This window comes from Streptomyces longispororuber, from assembly GCF_024448165.1.
In the GTDB taxonomy this organism is placed as follows: domain Bacteria; phylum Actinomycetota; class Actinomycetes; order Streptomycetales; family Streptomycetaceae; genus Streptomyces; species Streptomyces longispororuber_A.
In genome coordinates, this window is the sequence record NZ_JAMOLN010000001.1 from 92,738 (window position 1) to 109,830 (window position 17,093).

Sequence of the window (17,093 nt, forward strand, 5' to 3'; positions counted from 1 at the left end):
GTTGCTGATCAAGCCGAGCACAGCGGCTCAACGACGGATCCGGGAACGGCTGAGCACCGAGATGCTCGCCCTGCGAGGGGCCAATGCGGGAGCGGTGCTCAATAAGATCAACCCGATCGTGCGGGGTTGGTCGGCCTACTACCGGACGGTGGTATCCAGCGAGATCTTCACCGCGCTGGACAATCACATGTGGAAGCTCGCTTACAAGTGGGCCAAGCACAGTCACCCGAACAAGCCGAAGCACTGGATATCCGACAAGTACTTCGGCCAGTTCAACAAGTCCAGGAAGGACCGGTGGGTGTTCGGCGACCGCAGCAGCGGCACCTACCTGCTCAAGTTCTCCTGGATGAAGATCGTCCGGCACCAGTTGGTCAAGGGCAGGGCGTCCCCGGACGACCCGGCGCTGGAGTCGTACTAGGCCGAACGGCGCCGCAAGGGACCGCCTCCGCCGGTCGACGGCATGACCGTGCGCCTGCTCCGGGCGCAGCAAGGTCGCTGCCCGATCTGCGGAGGGCTCCTGTTGCACGTCGATCACCCGCCGCGAAGCCCCCAGGAGTGGGAAGCGTGGCAGCCTGTCATCAGGAGGGCGATCTCCAAGCAGTACGTCGCGTTCCCGGGCGGTGGCTCACCGGACGATCAACGGCTCCGTCTCCTCCACCCCCTTTGTCAACGGCGAATTGGAGCCGCCGGGTTGACGAGTCTTGCACCTTCTCCTGACCGCGAGCCCTTGGGGCTTGCTTGAGCCGTGTGCGGTGAACAGCTGCTTGCACACGGTTCTGAGGGGGCGGGGACGCAGCAATGCGTCCCCGCTACCCGACTCATTGTTGGCACCCGCCACAAGTCCGCGATCGGCACGCTGGTCGAGCGGACCGCTCGCTACCTCATGCTTGTCCACCTGCCAGATGGACGCCAGACCGAGCACTTCCACAAGGCTCTGGCCGCCACCGTCTCCCAACTACCGTTCCATCTGCGCCGATCACTGACCTGGAACCGAGGGAACGAGATGGCCAGCCACCACGTTTTCTCCACCACCAGCGGCATGCACGTCTACTTCTGCAATTCCGGCAGCCCCGCCCGTGGCACCGTGGCTCGAATAAGAACACAGGCGACCTGCTGCGGCAGTACTTCCCCAAAGGCACCAACCTCGCTCAGCACAGCCGCCGAGACCTCGACCTGGTGGCAGCCGAACTCAATGGCAGACCACGAAAGACGCTCGGCTGGGGAACCCCAGCCGAGCGTCTCGCCAAGTACCTGCCTTTGAAAGGGGCATGAAAACTGTGCCGACAGGGCAATCCGGCCATCCCTCCGTGCATGTCGTGGGAGGGAGTGCGCTTCCGCCGTGGAGTCCTAGTCTGGGAATGTGCCCCTGCCCCCGGCGCGGTGTTGACGTGCTGCAGGCCCTTCTTGGGTGTCCTGTTCACCATGGATCGCTCTGGTCGGGGAGGCGTTGATGGGACGGTCCGTTCAAATGCCTCGGTTGCCTCGCATCAACAGCCATGACGCTGATTTGTCCGCGGATGGGCTGCGTGGGCGTGGAGGTCTGTCGGTGGTGGTGGAGGTAGATCCGGACTCGCGTGACATGCAGCTTTTCGAGGAAGTCACCGCGACCGCGCTCGTGCGGGCGGGTACGCCGTCCCGAGTGGTGGCGCGTTCCACCGAGGCGGCCCGGATCGCGGCGCACTACGTCATCGGACACAGCGCCGGCGGACGGCTCCGCCTGCAGGTCGAAGTCGACGAGGAGGCGGTGACCGTCTCGGTGTCCGACTGCAGCACAGCGAGCCTGCCGGGCCCTCTCGCCTGGTTCCACATCTCTCTCGATGGCCAACTGCAATGGGACGGCCACACCACCAGCGACCCCCTGACACAGATAGAGAACGACTCGATGGTGGTCCATCGCACACTCGACGGACACGTACGCTTGGCGGTACGAATCCCCTGGGCACCGCACCACCCCGCCCGGGAAGCAGCACCAGGTTCCGCGCACTAGAGGTTGTCGCGTGGGGCTCCGGCTCCCTTAATTGAAAGTGGGGGCCGGCGGATCCGGGGTCGTGAGCGGGTCCGCGACCCCGGTCTCAAAGGGGCCAGCAGCACGGGGAGGCGCGAGCGCGGCACGGCTACTCACCGCCGTGCGCCGGTGACGGGCCCCGGCCCCGCACTCCGTCAGTCCAAGACCAGATCGATAGCAACCTCTAGCGACAGCTTGGGTGTACATGCCCCCAATTCAGGAACTAGGCTCCTGGCGATCGCCAGTTGATCACTGTGTTGCGACGATCATTGGAATCCGCCCTGTCGGGTGGCAAACCCCGGCTGAAGTGTTCACCCAGCAGCTACGATCACTTCCACCAACCAGCGTTGCGACGACCGATTGAATTCGTCCAGGGGTTTTCCGGGGCCGGTTGTTGAAGACCGCTGCGACAGCTTGGAGCTCTTCGCTGTTCCAGCGGGACAAGTCGGTGCCCTTGGGGAAGTACTGACGCAGTAGGCCGTTGGTGTTCTCGTTGGTCCCGCGTTGCCAGGGGCTGTGGGGGTCGGCGAAGTAGACAGGGATGCCGGTCTCGACCGTGAAGGCGGCGTGCGCGGACAACTCCTTGCCGCGGTCCCAGGTGAGAGACCGCCGAAGTTGGTCAGGCAGTGTCGTCATCGTCCTGGCCAGGGCGTTCTTCATCGTGATGGCGCCGTATCCGGCCAGAGCGGGTCCGTTCTTCGTGCGCGGGACCACACCGTAGCCCTCCTCGCGCGGCAGGTGGACCAGCATGGTGAATCTGGTGGTGCGCTCGACGAGAGTCCCGATCGCCGAGCGCTTCAGCCCGATGATGAGGTCGCCCTCCCAGTGCCCGGGAACGGCGCGGTCCTCGGCCTCGGCGGGACGCTCGCTGAGAAGGACCTTGTCGGTGACGTGGGCCCACGCCGTCTGCCGGCTGCGTGCCCGGGGAACACGCAGCGCCCGTCCGGTGCGCAGGCAGGCCACCAGCTCGCGTTTCAGCGCACCACGTCCCTCGACGTAGAGCGCCTGGTAGATCGCCTCGTGACTGATGCGCATGTCCTCGTCGTCGGGGAACTCGACCGGCAGGCGGCGCGCGATCTGCTCCGGGCTCCATGCTGTAACCCAGCCTCTGTCGCCGCGGTGCGGCTTGTTGCGCCCCTTCCAGGCCGGGCCCTCCGGGCCAACACGGTTGCCGCCGGCGTCGGTGACGTCTCCCGACAACCGGTCCTGGACAAAGGCTCTCAGCCTCGGATTGTCCACGAGCTTGGCTGTCTTGGGGCGTCGGGCCCGGCGTTCAGCGTGCCACTGCGCGGTCGAGGCCCGGTAGTCCAGCTTGTAGGTCCGAGTAGAGGCATTGCGCCGCAGTTCGCGGGATATCGTCGACGGCGCCCGTCCGAGCCTGCGGGCGATCTCGCGGACGCCGGCGCCCTGGGCGTGCCAGACGGCGATGTCCTCCCGTTCGGGAAACGACAGGTAGCGCCCGGACGCCTCATCAGGAAGACACGGATTCACGCCGCCAGCGTGCCGGAACCAGCGGAATCCCACCGGCCCGGACACCCCGGCAGCACTGCACGCATCCTCGGTCTTGGCACCCCGAGCGATCGCCGTCCAGAATCTGACCCTGTCCTCGCGCCAGGCCACCGACGGCCTGCCCGGCGACGGCATCAATCCCCGATACGCACGAACCTGCTTGTGCCGCTCCACAGATCCCATCGCTTCACCTCTCGATCAAGGTGTTGCGACGATCAGTTGAATCCGTCCTGCGATCCGCGATCGCTGTGCAGGATGCACCCGGCGACGCTCCCACGCCGGGCAACCGCGTTGTTCAGGGCTGTGACGGCCAGGCGGGACTTCATCCGCGTGTCGATCGAGTAGCCCACGATCCTCTTGCTGAAGACGTCCTTGATCGCGCAGAGATACAACTTGCCCTCAGTGGTGGCGTGTTCGGTGATATCGGTGAGCCACAGCTGGTTCGGTCCGGTCGCGCTGAAGTCGCGGCGGACGAGGTCGTCGTGCACCGGCGGGCCGGCCTTCTTGCTTCGGCTGCGCTTCTTGCCGAAGACGCTCCACCAGTTGTTGTCGCGGCAGATCCGCCACGCGGTCCGGTCCGCCATGCCCGATCCCGCGCTGCGGGCCTCGTCGGCCAGAAAGCGGTAGCCGAACTCCGGGTCGTCGCGGTGCGCGTCGAACAGTGCGTTCGCGCGGCTGACCCGCTCCAACTCGGTCTCGGTCACCGGTCGTTCCAGCCAGCGGTAGTAGGGCTGGCGGGCGAGCTTGAGCACCCGGCACGTCACCGTGACGGGCACCCCGTCCACGGCCAGCTCTTTCACGAGCGGGTAGATCCTTTTCCCGGCAGGTGTGCCTGCGACAGGTAGGCCGCGGCCCGCCGCAGGACTTCGTTCTCCTGCTCCAGCAGCTTGATCCGCCGACGCGCTTCCCGCAGTTCCGCGCTCTCCTGGCTGCTTGTTCCGGGCCTGGTCCCATCGTCGATGTCCGCCCGGCGCATCCACTTCCACAGTGTCATCGCGGGGACCCCGAAGTCGGCGGCCACCTGCTCCACCGTCACGCCCGGGCCGCGGTTCCTCGCGACCCGCACAACGTCCTGGCGGAACTCTTCCGGATAAGGCTTGGGCACAGCGGCATCCTTCCCACCCGCCCCACAGGGCAAGCCAGTTCAGATGTCACCCGATCGTGCATCAGCCCCAGTAGAACTCGCCCCGGAAGCGTGACAGTTCCGCCAGCGATTCCTGCCGGACATCCTGATACTGCAGACTCATCCTCACGGCCTTCGCGTTGGACGTGTGTGTTCCTTGGCCGGAGCACATGTTCAGGCGAAGGCCGTTTCCGCGTACGGCAGTTACCGAACCGAGTGATCAAGTACGACGCACCGTTCGACGGCATACGTTAAAGATCAAGCTAGTGGCTAAAGCCGTGCCGACGCAGCATCTTCGCGATGCCAGAGAGAGTGAAACTCTTGTGGAACCGGCGTCCGATGAGCGTTCTGATCCTGGCCAGCGTCCAGGTCTGGTCCGGCCCAGCCATGCGCCACCGGGCCCTTGGCCAACTCCTGTTCCAGCACCACGAACAGGGCCTCGCTCAGTCCTGGCCGAGAGGCCGATCCATTCGAGCACAAGCCGTGCTCTCCGGTGCCCTGCCATACCTGGCGCCATCGCTGCACCGACCTGATGCTGACCCGAAGCTGTTTGGCGATCACCGTGTTGTCCTGCCCGGCAGCGAACATCCTGGCTGCGTCCATACGGATGCCTCGCGAAACGCGCGCCGCTCGGCAGTCAGGCCACCGCCTTGCGGATACCTCATGGCTCGGGCATACCGCGACAATCGCCATCCGTCCGCCATCGCGACAACACACAGACAAGCTCAGTAAGCGTCTGGCCCGCACCTGGCAGCGCAGAATCTCCTGAATCTGCTGGTCGAGACCGTCCTCGCGCCACAGGGGGAAGGAGTAGAACACCGCCGACCAGGCCGGGAGATCATGCGGCAGCAGCCTCCACTGACAGCCCGTCCGGTTCTGGTACAGCAGCGCGTTCACGACTTCGCGCAGGTCGCAGGGGCCTGGATCTCCGGCCCTGTCGTCAACCGCCATCGGATCCTCTTGGATCTGAGCCGCCATCAAGCCCGGAAAGGCCGGGTTCATTGGACGCGCACTCAGTCTGTCGTCGTTCGATCGTTTGTCGACAGGGTGAAGCGCGACACGGAAGCCCGGCCTGCGGTCGGGTGTTCCACCCGGCAGATGCGCGTGAGCTGGCGAGGCCGGGGCGGCGGTCAGCGGTAGGCGGCGAGAAAGACACGGGCGCCGGCGGCGGCGTAGCGGTCGAGGTCGGCCTCGGTGTACTGGACACGGCCGGTGAACATGGCCTTGTTCACCGGGATCCATAGCAGCAGGCCGGAGAAGTGGTTCGCCGCCAGGAGCGGGTCGTCGACGCGAAGGAGCCCCTGGTCGGCCAGGCGCTGGAAGGTTGCCGCCAGCGTGGTGAGCCCTCGTTGGAAGCCTCGCTCGTACCACTCGGTTCCCAGGTCGGGGAAGAAGTCGGCGTTGGCGATGATCAGGCGCCGCAGTTGGATCACACGGGGGTCAGTGAGGGCGGTCAGGAATTGACGGGCGAGCCGGGTCAGGTTCTCTTCCAGGTTGGCGTCGTCGGTGGGGAGTTCGGCCAACAGGTCGATCGTGGTGTCAAGTCGGTCGGTGGTGGCCAGGACGATGTCGGCGAAGAGCTTTTCCTTGTCGGAGAAGTGCTTGTAGACGGTCTGTTTGGAGACCGCGGCCAGCTTCGCGATGTCGTCCATGCTCGTTCCCGCGTATCCCTTGTCCAGGAAGACGTTGGTCGCAGCCTCCAGGATTGCTTCGTGCTTGCGCGCTGAACGGCTGTCCATCATCGGCTCCTTCTTCGTGTGTCTGCCTCTCCGACGAGAGTACTGGACTGACCAGTACCCATGCGAGTACTGTACCGTCCAGTTCCAAAGAGGTGGGGCTTCCGGCCCTGCGTACCGCGCATACATGTGGAGTGGGTTTCTCATGGACAAGGTGTTCTCTGCCGACGGCACTGCCATCGCCTACGAACGGCAGGGCTCGGGCCCCGCGGTGGTGCTCGTCGGCGGCGCTTTCATGACGCGCGGCGATTCCGCCGCGCTCGCCGGCCTGCTGGCCGAGTACTACACCGTCATCACGTACGACCGCCGGGGACGCGGCGACAGCGGGGACAGTCCGGAGTACGACGTGCAGCGCGAGGTCGAGGACCTGGACGCCCTGATCGAGCGCGCGGGTGGCGAGGCGATGGTGTTCGGCATGTCCTCCGGCGCCGTGCTGGCGCTGGAGGCCGTCGCCCGTGGCAGCGTCGTCTCCAGGCTGGCCATGTACGAGCCGCCCTTCATCACCGACTCCAGCCGCCCGCCGCTGCCAGCCGACTACGTTGCCCACCTGGCGGACCTCGTGAAGCAGGGGGCGTACGGCGACGCTGCGGCCTACTTCATGAGCGCAGCCGTGGGCATGCCCGCCGAGGCCATCGCCGGGATGCGGCAGGCCCCCTTCTGGGCGGGCATGGAAGCCACCGCCCGCACTCTGCCCTATGACGGCCAGGTCATGGGTGACACCATGTCTGGTCGGCCGCTGCGCGCCGACCGCTGGCGGTCTGTGACTGTGCCCGTCCTCATCGGCAGCGGGGACGCGGGCGCCCCGCACATGCTCACCGGCGCACGAGAACTCGCCGTACTGGCCGACAACTTCACCCTGCACGTCTTCCCCGGCCAAGAGCACAACATCGGCCCAGAGATCCTCGCCCCCGTCCTGACCTGCTTCTTCACCACCGAAGAGCAGGCATGAGTAAGGTCTTCGCCACTCTAGGCATGCCCCTGGACGGCTTCATCGCCGGCCCCGATTCCCGTCCCGACAACCCGCTCGATCGGGTCCGTGGCCCGCAGATGGAGCCAGTGCTCGGCGGGGAAGTCGTAGACCGCCAACAGCTGATCCTCGTCATCGACGATCTTCTTGACGGCCAAACTCGGCCCCGTACTGCTTGGCGAACGCCTTGACCGCGGCGGCCGCGTGCTCCTTGTCCTCGGCGTTGTAGATGTCCTGGTTGGCCCTCTTCGCCGCGGGCTGGGCCGTCAGTTGGCCGTTCTGTGAACCCAGCATCTTTGGTCTTAGGTGGCGGGTTTCGGGGAAGATCTCGTTCAGCGCGTGCCAGAAGCCGAGGGCACCGTCGCCGACGGTGAGGACGGGAGCGCGCGTACCGCGCCGCTGGCAGTCGCGCAGCAGGCTCGCCCAGGACTCCGAGGACTCGCGGTAGCCGTCGGCCCTCGCGATCACCTCCTTGGTGCCGTCCGCGCTCGCCCATGACGACCACGACCGCGGCCTTCGCCTCGTCCAGGCGTATTGCCGTCGGCTCAGACGTAGACGTAGTCCGTGGCCGACAGGTCGCGCTCGCTGAACGTCTTGTGGTCGGCCTGCCACTGGGTGATCCAGGTGACGGTGGCCGGTGACAGGCCGACCGAAGAACCGAGGAACTGCTCGAGCGCAGGCACGAAATGCCCGCTGGACAGCCCGTGGAGGTAGAGGAGCGGCAGCACCTCGCTGATCTTCGGGGACTTCCTTGCCCAGAGCGGCGGGATCGCCAAGGGGAGCCGCTTGCGCTCGCCCGTCTCCTCGTCGATGCGTTCGGCATTCACGTGGGGAGCCTTGGCCTCGACCGTCTCGGCCGCGGTGGTCACGTTCCGGAGCTGGTGATGTCCGTTGCGGACCACGAGCCGCCGCTCACGCTCGTGCTTCTCATCGGCCAACTCGGCTACGTACGAGTCAATTTCGACCTCCAGAGCGGCGGCCGGCACTCGCCTGGCGCCCTCCCGGACGATGTCCAACTCATCAAAGCTCTGCAGCCCGGCCTCTTGCATGAACCGGGCGACGTCCTCTACGGAGTACGCGCGGCCGTGGATCGTCCCGTCGATACGGACGCGACGACCGCCGCCTGCGTCGGGCGGATAGATCACTAGAGGCATGGGGGCCATACCCTCAGCGTGCGGGACGGACGAGCGGGAGCAGCCTGGGTTACTCCCGCTCGCTGGCATCGGCTCTGTGCAAGAGCAGCTGGTGGTCGAGTTCACGGCGGATCACGGGGTCGAGCTGCGTGGTCTGCGCCCATGCAATCAACTGGTCAGCCACTGCGCGGAGCTCGGACGAGTTCCAGGCCGTGACTCTTCAACGGATGCCCCAGTTCCCACCTCATGTCGTCTGTAACCAGTTATATTGGTTACATGGATTCCCTGCCCATCGCGGGGCTGACGCTGCAGTCCCACACCGGCGTCAGCTATCGCTTCGACCCCGGTGCGCTGTGCCTGGAACTGCTGACCACCGGCGGCCCCGACCCCTACAGCCGGTATGAGGTCCTGCACGGGCCTGCCGACCTGGCCGCCTGGGTGGACCGGTCCCGGCTGACCCCGACGCCCGCGCTGGACATCTCCCATGCGGAAGTGGCCGACATCCGCAGGCTGCGCGACGCGCTGTTCCAGGTGGTCATCTCCCAGATGCGCGGGGAGCCTCACCCGCCCCGCGACCTGGAGGTCATCAACGAAGCGGCTGCCCGTTTGGCCATGGCCCCCGCCATCACCCCGGACGGCAAACGGCAGTGGGCCGCGGCCCTCACCGCAACGCACCTGACGGCCACCGTCGCCCGGGATGCCATCGACCTGCTTACCGGCCCTCTCGCGCACCGCGTCCGCACCTGCGCCGCGGAGGACTGTCACCTCATCTACGTCGACACCTCACGCCCCGGCCGTCGCCGCTGGTGCTCCATGGAGCACTGCGGCAACCGCCACAAAGTCAGGGCGCTGCGCGCCCGCCACATCGAGGAAGGATGACCCTCATGCCCACAGGGCTCACTCAGGACGCCGGCTGGCAGATCGGCGTGTCCCGCACCCTCCCCTATCCCGCAGCCATCGTCTGGGACTTCATCAGCAGCCCCGAAGGCATCGGCCTCTGGCTCGGCCCCGGCGCGGCCCTCACCCCGGAACGGGGCGCGCCCTACCGGACCGACGAAGGAGTGACGGGTGAGGTGCGCGGCTACCGTCCCGCGGACCGTATCCGCGTCACCCACGGCACCACCACGGTCCAGGTCGCCCTTGCCCCCGCCGCCGACGGCACCCGCACGATGCTCCGCTTCCACCAGGAGCACCTGGCCGACGCGGAAGAGCGCGAACGGCGACGCGCACACTGGCAGCAGGTCGTGGACCAGGTCGCCATCGCCCTCGACGAGCGGTAACAACGGCGCGCGGAATCCGACCGGAGGCCGGTAGGCTCCGGCGACGACGGACCGGGCACTGCTCCGCTTCGAACGGTCCTGCACGCGGGACAGGCCCCCTCATTGTCAGGGCTGGCCTGTCCCGGACTGCCCCCACCGGCACCAGAACGAGGGCGGTCAGCAGTGCCATACGGCGAGCACAGGACAAAAGGAGATCCCGGCTGCCGCCATGTGGCAGACGGATCGGCAGGTGAGAGGCCGCCGGTTGTCCGCCGGTCGCAAGGCGTTCGTTCGGCAGACGCAACCGGGTGCGGGTGGGTTCCTTGGAGGCGTTAACGAAGCCGTCTGTGCCAGTCGGGCTTGTCGAACCCGCGCCGGAACACTGCAACACCGGCGAACATCGACCGGTCACCGCCGGACTCCAGACGGAAGACGCTGTAACCAGCAGCGTGACCGCCGGTGCGGCTGACTTGCGCCGCTACTGCCCCTTGACGGTCACCGCACGACACCCGACCACGCGGTCGCGGCAACAGGGCTCCGCGCGACGCAGGTCCGCCCCCGGATCCGTAGACAACCAATGCCCTTTCTCACGCGGCGTCGACAGGGACCTTCTCCGCGCCGATTCGCTGGATGCCCTCCTGTCCCCACGCTGCCAGTGGCTCCAGACCGGTATGGAGGGTGAGGCCGTGCTCCATGAGGGAGTACTCGACCCGCGGCGCCACCACGGCGTGCACCTCCCGGTGCAGAAGTCGAGGGTGCGACCGCAGGGCGGCGGGACACCGGATACGCCAGATGAGATGCTGTTTGCGGCGATCGTCTAGGTGCTGGCCACCGGATGCGCATGACGGCAGTTGCCGCCCTGTTTTGGGATCTCGAAGTCGACTGCTCATCGGCGGTTCTTGATCTGGTCGAGAGCCGGTGTCCGGGGTCGGCTGCACGAGGCCGTGCTCCACCGACTCGACGATGCCGGCGTCATCGACGTCACCCGCGTCGTGCTCGACACCGCCCATGTCCTCGCTAGAAGGAGGGGGCGGACACACAGGCCCAAGCCCCGTGGACCGGCGCAAGCCAGGTACCAAGATGCACATCCTGTCGGACGCGAACGGACTGCCCCTGGCCGTCGGGATCGGAAATAATCACACCATCCGGCCGATTCTTTCTGTGCAGAATCCGGCGATATCTCCACCCCGTGTACTCACAATCCCGTTCTCCGGCATCTCGGGGCGTCAGTAAAGACGCGGAGCTGAATCGTCACGCCTCGACGCGGTTGACGATTTCCGCATTCAGATCTCTGTCGGTCCGTCCTTCTTTGGTCTGGGAGTTCGAGGTGTGGTCCGGACGGGTGAAGTCGCAGGGGTCGGCCAATCCGTGTCCCGCCGACGCTCCGGATTGCGAGTGAGGAGCAAGTAGTTCCTTGCCTCCGCCCGTTTGGGTCGGGGCTGTATGAGCAGTGAGGGAAAGTTCATGTCTCGTGTACTGAAGAGTGCGGCGATCGCGGTCACCGTCGGCGGTGCGGTCCTGGCCGGTGCGGGTGCCGCGTCCGCGGACGCCGGCGCTCAGGGTGCCGCTTGGGGCTCGCCGGGTGTCCTGTCGGGCAACGTGGTCCAGGTCCCGGTGCACGTCCCGGTCAACGCCTGCGGCAACACCGTCAACGTCATCGGCCTGCTCAACCCGGCCTTCGGCAACAACTGCTCCAACGGTTCGGACGGCTGGGGCGGTCACGCCTGGGATGAGGGCCACATGGGCGGCCAGCACGGCTCGATGAACCACGACGGCGACATGGGCACGTGGAAGTAGGCAACCACCCCACGCCAATCCGGGGCATCACCTGATGCCGCACGGTGAAAGGGCTCTGGCGCCGTCCGATCGGACGGCGCCAGAGCCCCTCGTGGCTCCGACGACATGGCGTCCCCGTCAACGGCCTAGTTTTGCTCACGTCGGCCTTTCGGTAACAGCTACGCCGACGGTTCGGGCGGTTGGGGCGTCGGCCAGCGGGGCGACGGCGGCGGTATGAGCCACAGCGATCAGGGCGGTATGCCGAAATAGCCCTCACCTCCTGGAGCAGCGCATTTGGTGACGCCCGTAGACGAGGATGCGCAAGGCTCTCTGACGTCCGGGGCACAGACAGGCCGCACCGGGCTGCCATCGGCACCCGTCCGGCGCGCGTGTAGGAGAAGTTTTCAAGAGTTGTGGATTGGGTCGTCGACATCTAACGCTGTTCCCACTCTGTCCGGGTGAGTTCGTACTCGACTTCACCGTGCTCGGACCCCTCGATCGCCTCCGGCCAGTCCCCGCTGAAGTTCCGGACGAAGGAGAGCCCCGACTTCTCCATGACACGGCGGGAACGGGTGTTGACGGCCATCGTGTTCGCCGTGACCCGCTCGACCTCCATGTCGGTGAACCCCTGATGGATTAGGGCCCGGGACCCCTCGGTGGCGTAGCCGTGCCCCCATGCCGCCTGGTTCAACCGGTAGCCGAGTTCGACCAGGGCGGAGCTGTACTCGTCCAGTGGGCGGAACTCGAACCAGCCCAGGAAAGTGCCGGTGGTCTTCTCCTGCACAGCCCAGTAACCGCGACTCTCCCAGCACGGGTAGTCGTGCAGAAGTCGCGGCAGGACTCGCGTCTCGATTGCCTCACGGCTGGTAGGACGGCCTCCGTTGATGAAGCGCATGACCTCGGGGTCGTTGTCCAGGTCGAGCAGATGGTCGGTGTCGGCCGCTGTGAAGGCGCGCAGGGCGAGCCGGTCGGTCTCCAGGAAGTTGGGCATGTCGCGATCTTCACCATGGGCTGGCGGGTCTGCCACCGGTTTTCCGGCCGGCGGCCGTCGGTAGTGTTCAGGCCGCGCGGGCCGCGGATCGCTCCACGAGGATGCCCCGTTCGAAGCAGGCCCCGGCACGGACCAGTGCGACGAGGTGGGGCGCGTTCACGGCTCGCCTCCGCTGCAGGGCGGAATCCACCAGTTTGACGACCATCGCCAAGTCGGCGGCCGCGCTGCCGGCGCCCTTCGTGACCTTCGTGCGGAGCCGGACCGTCGCGAAGGTGGACTCGATGGGGTTGGTGGTGCGCAGGTGGATCCAGTGCTCGGCAGGGAAGTCGTAGAACGCGAGCAGTTCGTCCGTGTCGTCGGTGATCTTCTTGACAGCTTTGGGGAACTTAACCCCGTAGGTCTTCTCGAACGCCGCGACGGCCTTGAGCGCGTGGTCGCGGTCCTCGGCGTTGTATTTCTCCCGCAGAGCGTCCTTTGCTCCAGGCAGGGACTTCGGCAGGGCGTTCGCGACGTTGGCGATCTTGTGAACCCAGCACCTCTGGTGGCGGGTCTCGGGGAAGACCTCGGTCAGAGCCCGCAAGGACGGGGGCGTGCATCCCGCGCCGCTGGCAGTCGCGCAGCAGGTCGGCCCAGGAGTCGGCCGATTCCCGGTAGCCGTCGCTCATGGCGGTCAACTCCTTGGTGCCGTCCATGCGCACACCCATCAACACGAGCACGCACGACTTCGCCTCCCGCAGGCGTATGCGCAGGTGGATGCCGTCGGCCCACACGTAGACGTAGTCACTGCCGGACAGATCACGCTCGCCGAACGCCTAGTGATCGGCCTGCCACTGCTGAGTGAGTCGAGTGACCGTCGCCGGTGACAGGCCCACCGAGCTGCCGAGGAAGTGCTCAAGAGCGGGCACGAAGTCGCCTGATGACAGGCCGTGCAGGTAGAGCAGAGGCAGCACCTCGCTGATCTTCGGAGACTTACGGCACCAGGGCGGAAGAATCGCCGAGGAAAACCGCTTGCGCTCACCTGTTGCCTCATCGATGGGCTTGTCGTTGACGCGCGGGGCCCGCACCTCGACGGCTCCCGCGGCCATGGATACCTTCCGCGGCTGGTGGTGACCGTTGCGGACCACGAGCCAGCGCCCCCGCTCGTCCTTCTCGTGCGCCAACTCAGCTATGTAGAAGTTGACTTCAGACTCCGGCGCGCCGGCCAGCATCCGCCTCGCACCTTCCCGGACGATCTCGTCGATCAAAGAGGAGACGTTGACCGTGGTGCCGTCGTTGTTCACTACGCTGAGCACGCACGTGCCTTCCCGGCCGGCGCTGCAACGTCGGCCTTGCTCGGTGCCCCATAGATCTCAGCCGGGAAGGTACCTCCTCCCAGGCTGATCCACAGGTCCTGAGCATTGCTCCCGCGTGTGGCGACGTAATACCAGTGACAGACATGCAGTCCTGGTGAGGCGAGTGCGATGCCGCAGGAAGAGTTCAGGCGGCTCATGGAGCAGGCTCGCGCGGAAGCCCGGCGCACCACCCTCGCTCGACGAGACGTCAGCGCCAGGGATCTGTACGAAGCCCGGGCGCGGCACGAGGAGTTCGGCGCCTGCGCTCATTGAGGTCGGCTCCGAGGGGCCAGACGTTATGGCTGGCAGAACGCCAGGAGCGGGCAGGAGGGGTGGGTTTGCTGTCGCGACCCCATCCCTCCCGCCCGCTGGACACGACCGCCGGGAAGGCACCGCAACCTCCCCGGCCCGACTCCGCAGGCCCGTGTGCACCCCGGATACCCAAGGAATCACCTGGGGCGGGCCTGTGTGCGGAGGCCGTTCGGCGCAGGCCGTCCCGCCGGCCGGCCTGCGCGGTCGTGTCAGCTCTTCGGCATGAGGACCGTGTCGATGATGTAGACGTTGGCGTTGGCGGTCTTGACGTTGCCGCAGACGACGTTGGCGCTGTCGTTGACCTTGTAGTTCTCGCCGGAGCCGGAGGTGGTGAGCCTCGACTTCTCCAGGGTGTCGAAGGAGCCGTTCTCCAGGTCCTTGGGCGCCAGCTTCTGGCCCACGACGTGGTAGGTCAGGATCTTGGTGAGCTGGGCCTTGTCGTTCAGGACCTTGTCCAGGTCGGCCTTCGGGATCTTGGCAAAGGCGTCGTTGGTGGGCGCGAAGACCGTGATGTCCTTGGCGTTGTTCAGGGTGTCGACGAGGCCGGCCTTCTTCACCGCGGTGACCAGGGTGGACAGGGCCGGGTTGTTGGAGGCGGCGGTGGCGACGGGGTCCTTGGCCATGCCGTCGAAGGAGCCCGCGCCGTCCTTGGGCACGGAGGAGCAGGCCGGGCCGAACGGCTCGTCGGCGGTGCTCATGTCGTCGGAGGGGCTGGCCATGCCCGACCCCTTCGACGCGGATGAGGCGCTGTCGGAGGCCTTGTCCTTGGAGTCGCTGTCGGAGCACGCGGTCAGGGCCAGCGGCAGCATGGCCGCGGCGGCGACGACGACGGCGGCACGACGAAGGCGAGTCTGCATGAAAATCCCTCAACGATCGGAACTGTGGAGGCCATCCGCCTCCATCGCGGGGAATCCGGTGCGGTCGCCGCCGCGGATTGGTCGGTTCCTCGAACGAGTGAAACCCAAGGGGAGGAGAGTCCTCGTCCGCCCTGGTCAGCCTGGGTGCCGGGAGCGCCAGTACGGGTTGTCGTGAGGGAGCCCTCCGCTGACTCTTCCGTACATGCCGCCGGTCATCAGCAGCAGTCCGGCGGCGAAGCTGAACAACACGTTCTGCATCCGGAAGTTGAGAAAGTTGAGGCGGCTGTCCAGCGCGAACAGGAACGCGAAGCCGGCCAGCAGGAAGCCGATGCCGAGCACCATGTTCACGGTGGACGCGGTGTTCCCGCCACGGACGGCGGCCGCCAGAAGGACGCCGCCGACCAGCAAGGACAGGACGCTCAGGGCCCCGTTGGTGTTGAGGCCGAGGACGGTGTTGGCGCCGGTGTCGAAGAAGCCGATACGGCGGATGAGGCCCAGGACGCCGAACGCCAGCAGGAACACGCCCATGATCCCGGCGCTGAACCGGTAGACCCGGCTCAGGCGGTGGTCGACCGGCAGGTGATCGTCGAGTGTCACCCGCGGTCGGGCGTGGGAGCCGGCGTGCAGTGTGGTCACTGCGAGAACCTCCTTGCCCCTCCTGGCGGATAAGGGCAGCTGTCAGCAGCTGGGCGGCTGCCAGCCGGTGGGCCGGACATGGGCGGCGCTGATCCAGCCGTGGGCGTCGTTGTCGAAGTACCAGACCGTTCCGTCCGCGTGGCCGCCGTCGGTCTGGCAGAACAGCCGGACGTGGGAGCCCGCGGGCAGCGTGGCGGTGGCCCTCGCGTGCACGGTCGGCGCGTCACGGACGTAGACCTCGGTCCGTGCCGTCACGACGGCCGGAGCGGCATGGTCGTCATGCCCGTTCCCGGACCAGGTCCAGGTCTCGGCCGCGGACTCCGTCCAGGACCCCGACCAGGTCAAGGTCTCAGACCAGGAGCCGCCGGGCCCCCAGTCGTCCGGATCCCAGCCGGAGGCGTGGGCGCTGCCGCCGGCGGCGAGGCCGGTCAGGGCGAAGGCCCCTGTCAGGACCGCGGCGCAGGCCCGGGTGAGGATCTTCGAGTGGTTCATGGCCGGCTCCTCCTTGAAGCGCCCCTCCTGTCCCGTGCGCCCGCGGATCCCGCTGCGAATGGCGCCGCACCACTGGGTGTGCCCTCCACCGGTAATCCGGCACCAGTATCCGCCGCGGATTGCCGAAAGTGACGAAATTCTCAGAACGAGGCAATCCGGATCCCGTGTGGCGTCGAATTACTGGTGTGAGGGCGCGAATGACGCGCCGACCCCCGGTAGCCCGCGCTCTCACCGGCCCCGGGCCGCTCGGGGGCCCGGCGGGTCCGCAGCCCGCCGCAAAGGAGTGTTGATCATGACTGCTCATCGCGTAAGCACCCGGATCCTGGTCGGAACGGCGGCGCTCGCGCTCCCGTTCTCGCTGGCGGCGCTGGCCCCGGCCGCCTCGGCCGACGACATGACGGGCCCGTTCGGCCCCGCCTGCTCCTCCGTCCCCAAGGACGGCGCGGGTTCCTTCGACGGCATGGCCAAGGACCCGGTGGCCACGGCAGCCTCGCACAACCCCGACCTGTCGACGCTGGTCACGGCGGTGAAGAAGGCCGGTCTCGTCGACACCCTGAACAACGCCAAGGACATCACGGTCTTCGCGCCGACGAACGAGGCGTTCGCGAAGATCCCGAAGGCGGACCTGGACAAGGTCCTCAACGACAAGGCGCAGCTGACCAAGATCCTCACGTACCACGTGGTGGGTGAGAAGGTCACGCAGGACAAGCTGGCCGACGGCAGCTTCAAGACGCTGGAGGGCAGCAAGCTGACGACCTCGGGCTCCGGCGAGAAGTTCAAGGTCAACGACAGCGCGAACATTGTCTGTGGCGATGTGCAGACCTCGAACGCCACTGTCCACATCATCGACAGTGTCCTGATGCCCAAGAGCTGACTGTACGACCGAACGGCGCGCAGTCGGAGGGAAAAGGGGAGTCAAGGGGTGCACCGAAGGTGCACCCCTTGACCATGGCCCGGGAAGGTCCG

16 protein-coding genes and 6 pseudogenes are annotated in these 17,093 nt (G+C 66.8%); 9 read left to right on the forward strand and 13 right to left on the reverse strand.

What is annotated here, in order from left to right:
* The first annotated feature begins 61 nt into the window (after positions 1-61).
* The 3 genes and pseudogenes from M4J07_RS00470 to M4J07_RS00480 all read left to right on the forward strand — a co-directional run bounded on the left by M4J07_RS00470 (position 62) and on the right by M4J07_RS00480 (position 1,987).
* Positions 62-418 carry a group II intron maturase-specific domain-containing protein gene (locus M4J07_RS00470; protein WP_255965872.1) on the forward strand — a complete coding sequence of 119 codons (357 nt, stop codon included), beginning with the start codon at positions 62-64 and terminating at the stop codon, positions 416-418.
* A gap of 399 nt (positions 419-817) precedes the next feature.
* Positions 818-1,272 (forward strand): annotated as a pseudogene (locus tag M4J07_RS00475) (IS30 family transposase); the annotation flags it as partial.
* 274 nt (positions 1,273-1,546) lie between these two features.
* Positions 1,547-1,987, forward strand: a complete 441-nt coding sequence (locus M4J07_RS00480; RefSeq protein WP_255965717.1) for a hypothetical protein — start codon at positions 1,547-1,549, stop codon at positions 1,985-1,987.
* Between the two features lie 267 nt (positions 1,988-2,254).
* Here M4J07_RS00480 and M4J07_RS00485 read toward each other — a convergent pair whose 3' ends face one another.
* The 6 genes and pseudogenes from M4J07_RS00485 to M4J07_RS00515 all read right to left on the reverse strand — a co-directional run bounded on the left by M4J07_RS00485 (position 2,255) and on the right by M4J07_RS00515 (position 6,376).
* On the reverse strand, positions 2,255-3,697 hold the full coding sequence (locus tag M4J07_RS00485) for an IS30 family transposase (RefSeq protein ID WP_255965720.1): 1,443 nt from the start codon (positions 3,695-3,697) through the stop codon (positions 2,255-2,257).
* Between the two features lie 32 nt (positions 3,698-3,729).
* On the reverse strand, positions 3,730-4,314 hold the full coding sequence (locus M4J07_RS00490; protein WP_255965723.1) for a DDE-type integrase/transposase/recombinase: 585 nt from the start codon (positions 4,312-4,314) through the stop codon (positions 3,730-3,732).
* The gene (locus M4J07_RS00495) at positions 4,311-4,619 is read right to left on the reverse strand and encodes a transposase (RefSeq protein WP_255965725.1); all 309 of its coding nucleotides are present in this window, start codon (positions 4,617-4,619) and stop codon (positions 4,311-4,313) included. The genes M4J07_RS00490 and M4J07_RS00495 overlap by 4 nt, the downstream gene beginning before the upstream one ends.
* 284 nt (positions 4,620-4,903) lie before the next feature.
* Positions 4,904-5,302, reverse strand: a pseudogene (locus tag M4J07_RS48645) (winged helix-turn-helix domain-containing protein); the annotation flags it as partial.
* 4 nt (positions 5,303-5,306) lie between these two features.
* A pseudogene (locus M4J07_RS48650) lies at positions 5,307-5,567 on the reverse strand (transposase); the annotation flags it as partial.
* Between the two features lie 200 nt (positions 5,568-5,767).
* The gene (locus M4J07_RS00515) at positions 5,768-6,376 is read right to left on the reverse strand and encodes a TetR/AcrR family transcriptional regulator (protein ID WP_255965729.1); all 609 of its coding nucleotides are present in this window, start codon (positions 6,374-6,376) and stop codon (positions 5,768-5,770) included.
* A 142-nt stretch (positions 6,377-6,518) separates the two neighbouring features.
* On the opposite strand from M4J07_RS00515, the gene M4J07_RS00520 reads away from it, so the two are divergent.
* Positions 6,519-7,322 (forward strand): alpha/beta fold hydrolase, encoded by an 804-nt coding sequence (locus M4J07_RS00520; protein WP_255965732.1) that lies wholly within the window; start codon positions 6,519-6,521, stop codon positions 7,320-7,322.
* A 59-nt stretch (positions 7,323-7,381) separates the two neighbouring features.
* Here M4J07_RS00520 and M4J07_RS48655 read toward each other — a convergent pair.
* A pseudogene (locus M4J07_RS48655) lies at positions 7,382-8,389 on the reverse strand (IS256 family transposase); the annotation flags it as partial.
* Between the two features lie 360 nt (positions 8,390-8,749).
* Here M4J07_RS48655 and M4J07_RS00540 point away from each other — a divergent pair.
* Together M4J07_RS00540 and M4J07_RS00545 are read left to right on the forward strand one after the other, a co-directional pair.
* Positions 8,750-9,352 carry a CGNR zinc finger domain-containing protein gene (locus M4J07_RS00540; RefSeq protein WP_255965742.1) on the forward strand — a complete coding sequence of 201 codons (603 nt, stop codon included), beginning with the start codon at positions 8,750-8,752 and terminating at the stop codon, positions 9,350-9,352.
* 5 nt (positions 9,353-9,357) lie between these two features.
* Positions 9,358-9,753 carry an SRPBCC family protein gene (locus M4J07_RS00545; protein ID WP_255965744.1) on the forward strand — a complete coding sequence of 132 codons (396 nt, stop codon included), beginning with the start codon at positions 9,358-9,360 and terminating at the stop codon, positions 9,751-9,753.
* Between the two features lie 566 nt (positions 9,754-10,319).
* Here the strand turns inward: M4J07_RS00545 and M4J07_RS00550 are convergent.
* Positions 10,320-10,427, reverse strand: a complete 108-nt coding sequence (locus tag M4J07_RS00550) for a hypothetical protein (protein ID WP_308284714.1) — start codon at positions 10,425-10,427, stop codon at positions 10,320-10,322.
* A gap of 45 nt (positions 10,428-10,472) precedes the next feature.
* Between M4J07_RS00550 and M4J07_RS00555 the strand changes: the two are divergent.
* Positions 10,473-10,923: pseudogene (locus tag M4J07_RS00555) on the forward strand (transposase); the annotation flags it as partial.
* 273 nt (positions 10,924-11,196) lie between these two features.
* The gene (locus tag M4J07_RS00560; protein WP_255965747.1) at positions 11,197-11,529 is read left to right on the forward strand and encodes a chaplin; all 333 of its coding nucleotides are present in this window, start codon (positions 11,197-11,199) and stop codon (positions 11,527-11,529) included.
* Positions 11,530-11,941: 412 nt separating this feature from the next.
* On the opposite strand, the gene M4J07_RS00565 is transcribed toward M4J07_RS00560, so the two are convergent.
* From M4J07_RS00565 to M4J07_RS00585, 5 genes and pseudogenes are all read right to left on the reverse strand, one after another.
* Positions 11,942-12,499, reverse strand: a complete 558-nt coding sequence (locus M4J07_RS00565; RefSeq protein WP_255965749.1) for a GNAT family N-acetyltransferase — start codon at positions 12,497-12,499, stop codon at positions 11,942-11,944.
* Positions 12,500-12,566: 67 nt separating this feature from the next.
* Positions 12,567-13,791, reverse strand: a pseudogene (locus tag M4J07_RS00570) (IS256 family transposase).
* Positions 13,792-14,351: 560 nt separating this feature from the next.
* Complete coding sequence (locus M4J07_RS00575) at positions 14,352-14,999, reverse strand: fasciclin domain-containing protein (RefSeq protein ID WP_255965751.1); 648 nt, start codon at positions 14,997-14,999, stop codon at positions 14,352-14,354.
* Between the two features lie 135 nt (positions 15,000-15,134).
* Complete coding sequence (locus M4J07_RS00580) at positions 15,135-15,635, reverse strand: DUF4383 domain-containing protein (RefSeq protein ID WP_255965754.1); 501 nt, start codon at positions 15,633-15,635, stop codon at positions 15,135-15,137.
* Between the two features lie 42 nt (positions 15,636-15,677).
* Entirely contained in the window at positions 15,678-16,127 is a 450-nt protein-coding gene (locus M4J07_RS00585) for a hypothetical protein (RefSeq protein WP_255965756.1), read from the reverse strand.
* A gap of 292 nt (positions 16,128-16,419) precedes the next feature.
* On the opposite strand from M4J07_RS00585, the gene M4J07_RS00590 reads away from it, so the two are divergent.
* On the forward strand, positions 16,420-17,001 hold the full coding sequence (locus M4J07_RS00590; RefSeq protein ID WP_255965758.1) for a fasciclin domain-containing protein: 582 nt from the start codon (positions 16,420-16,422) through the stop codon (positions 16,999-17,001).
* Positions 17,002-17,093: the final 92 nt, after the last annotated feature.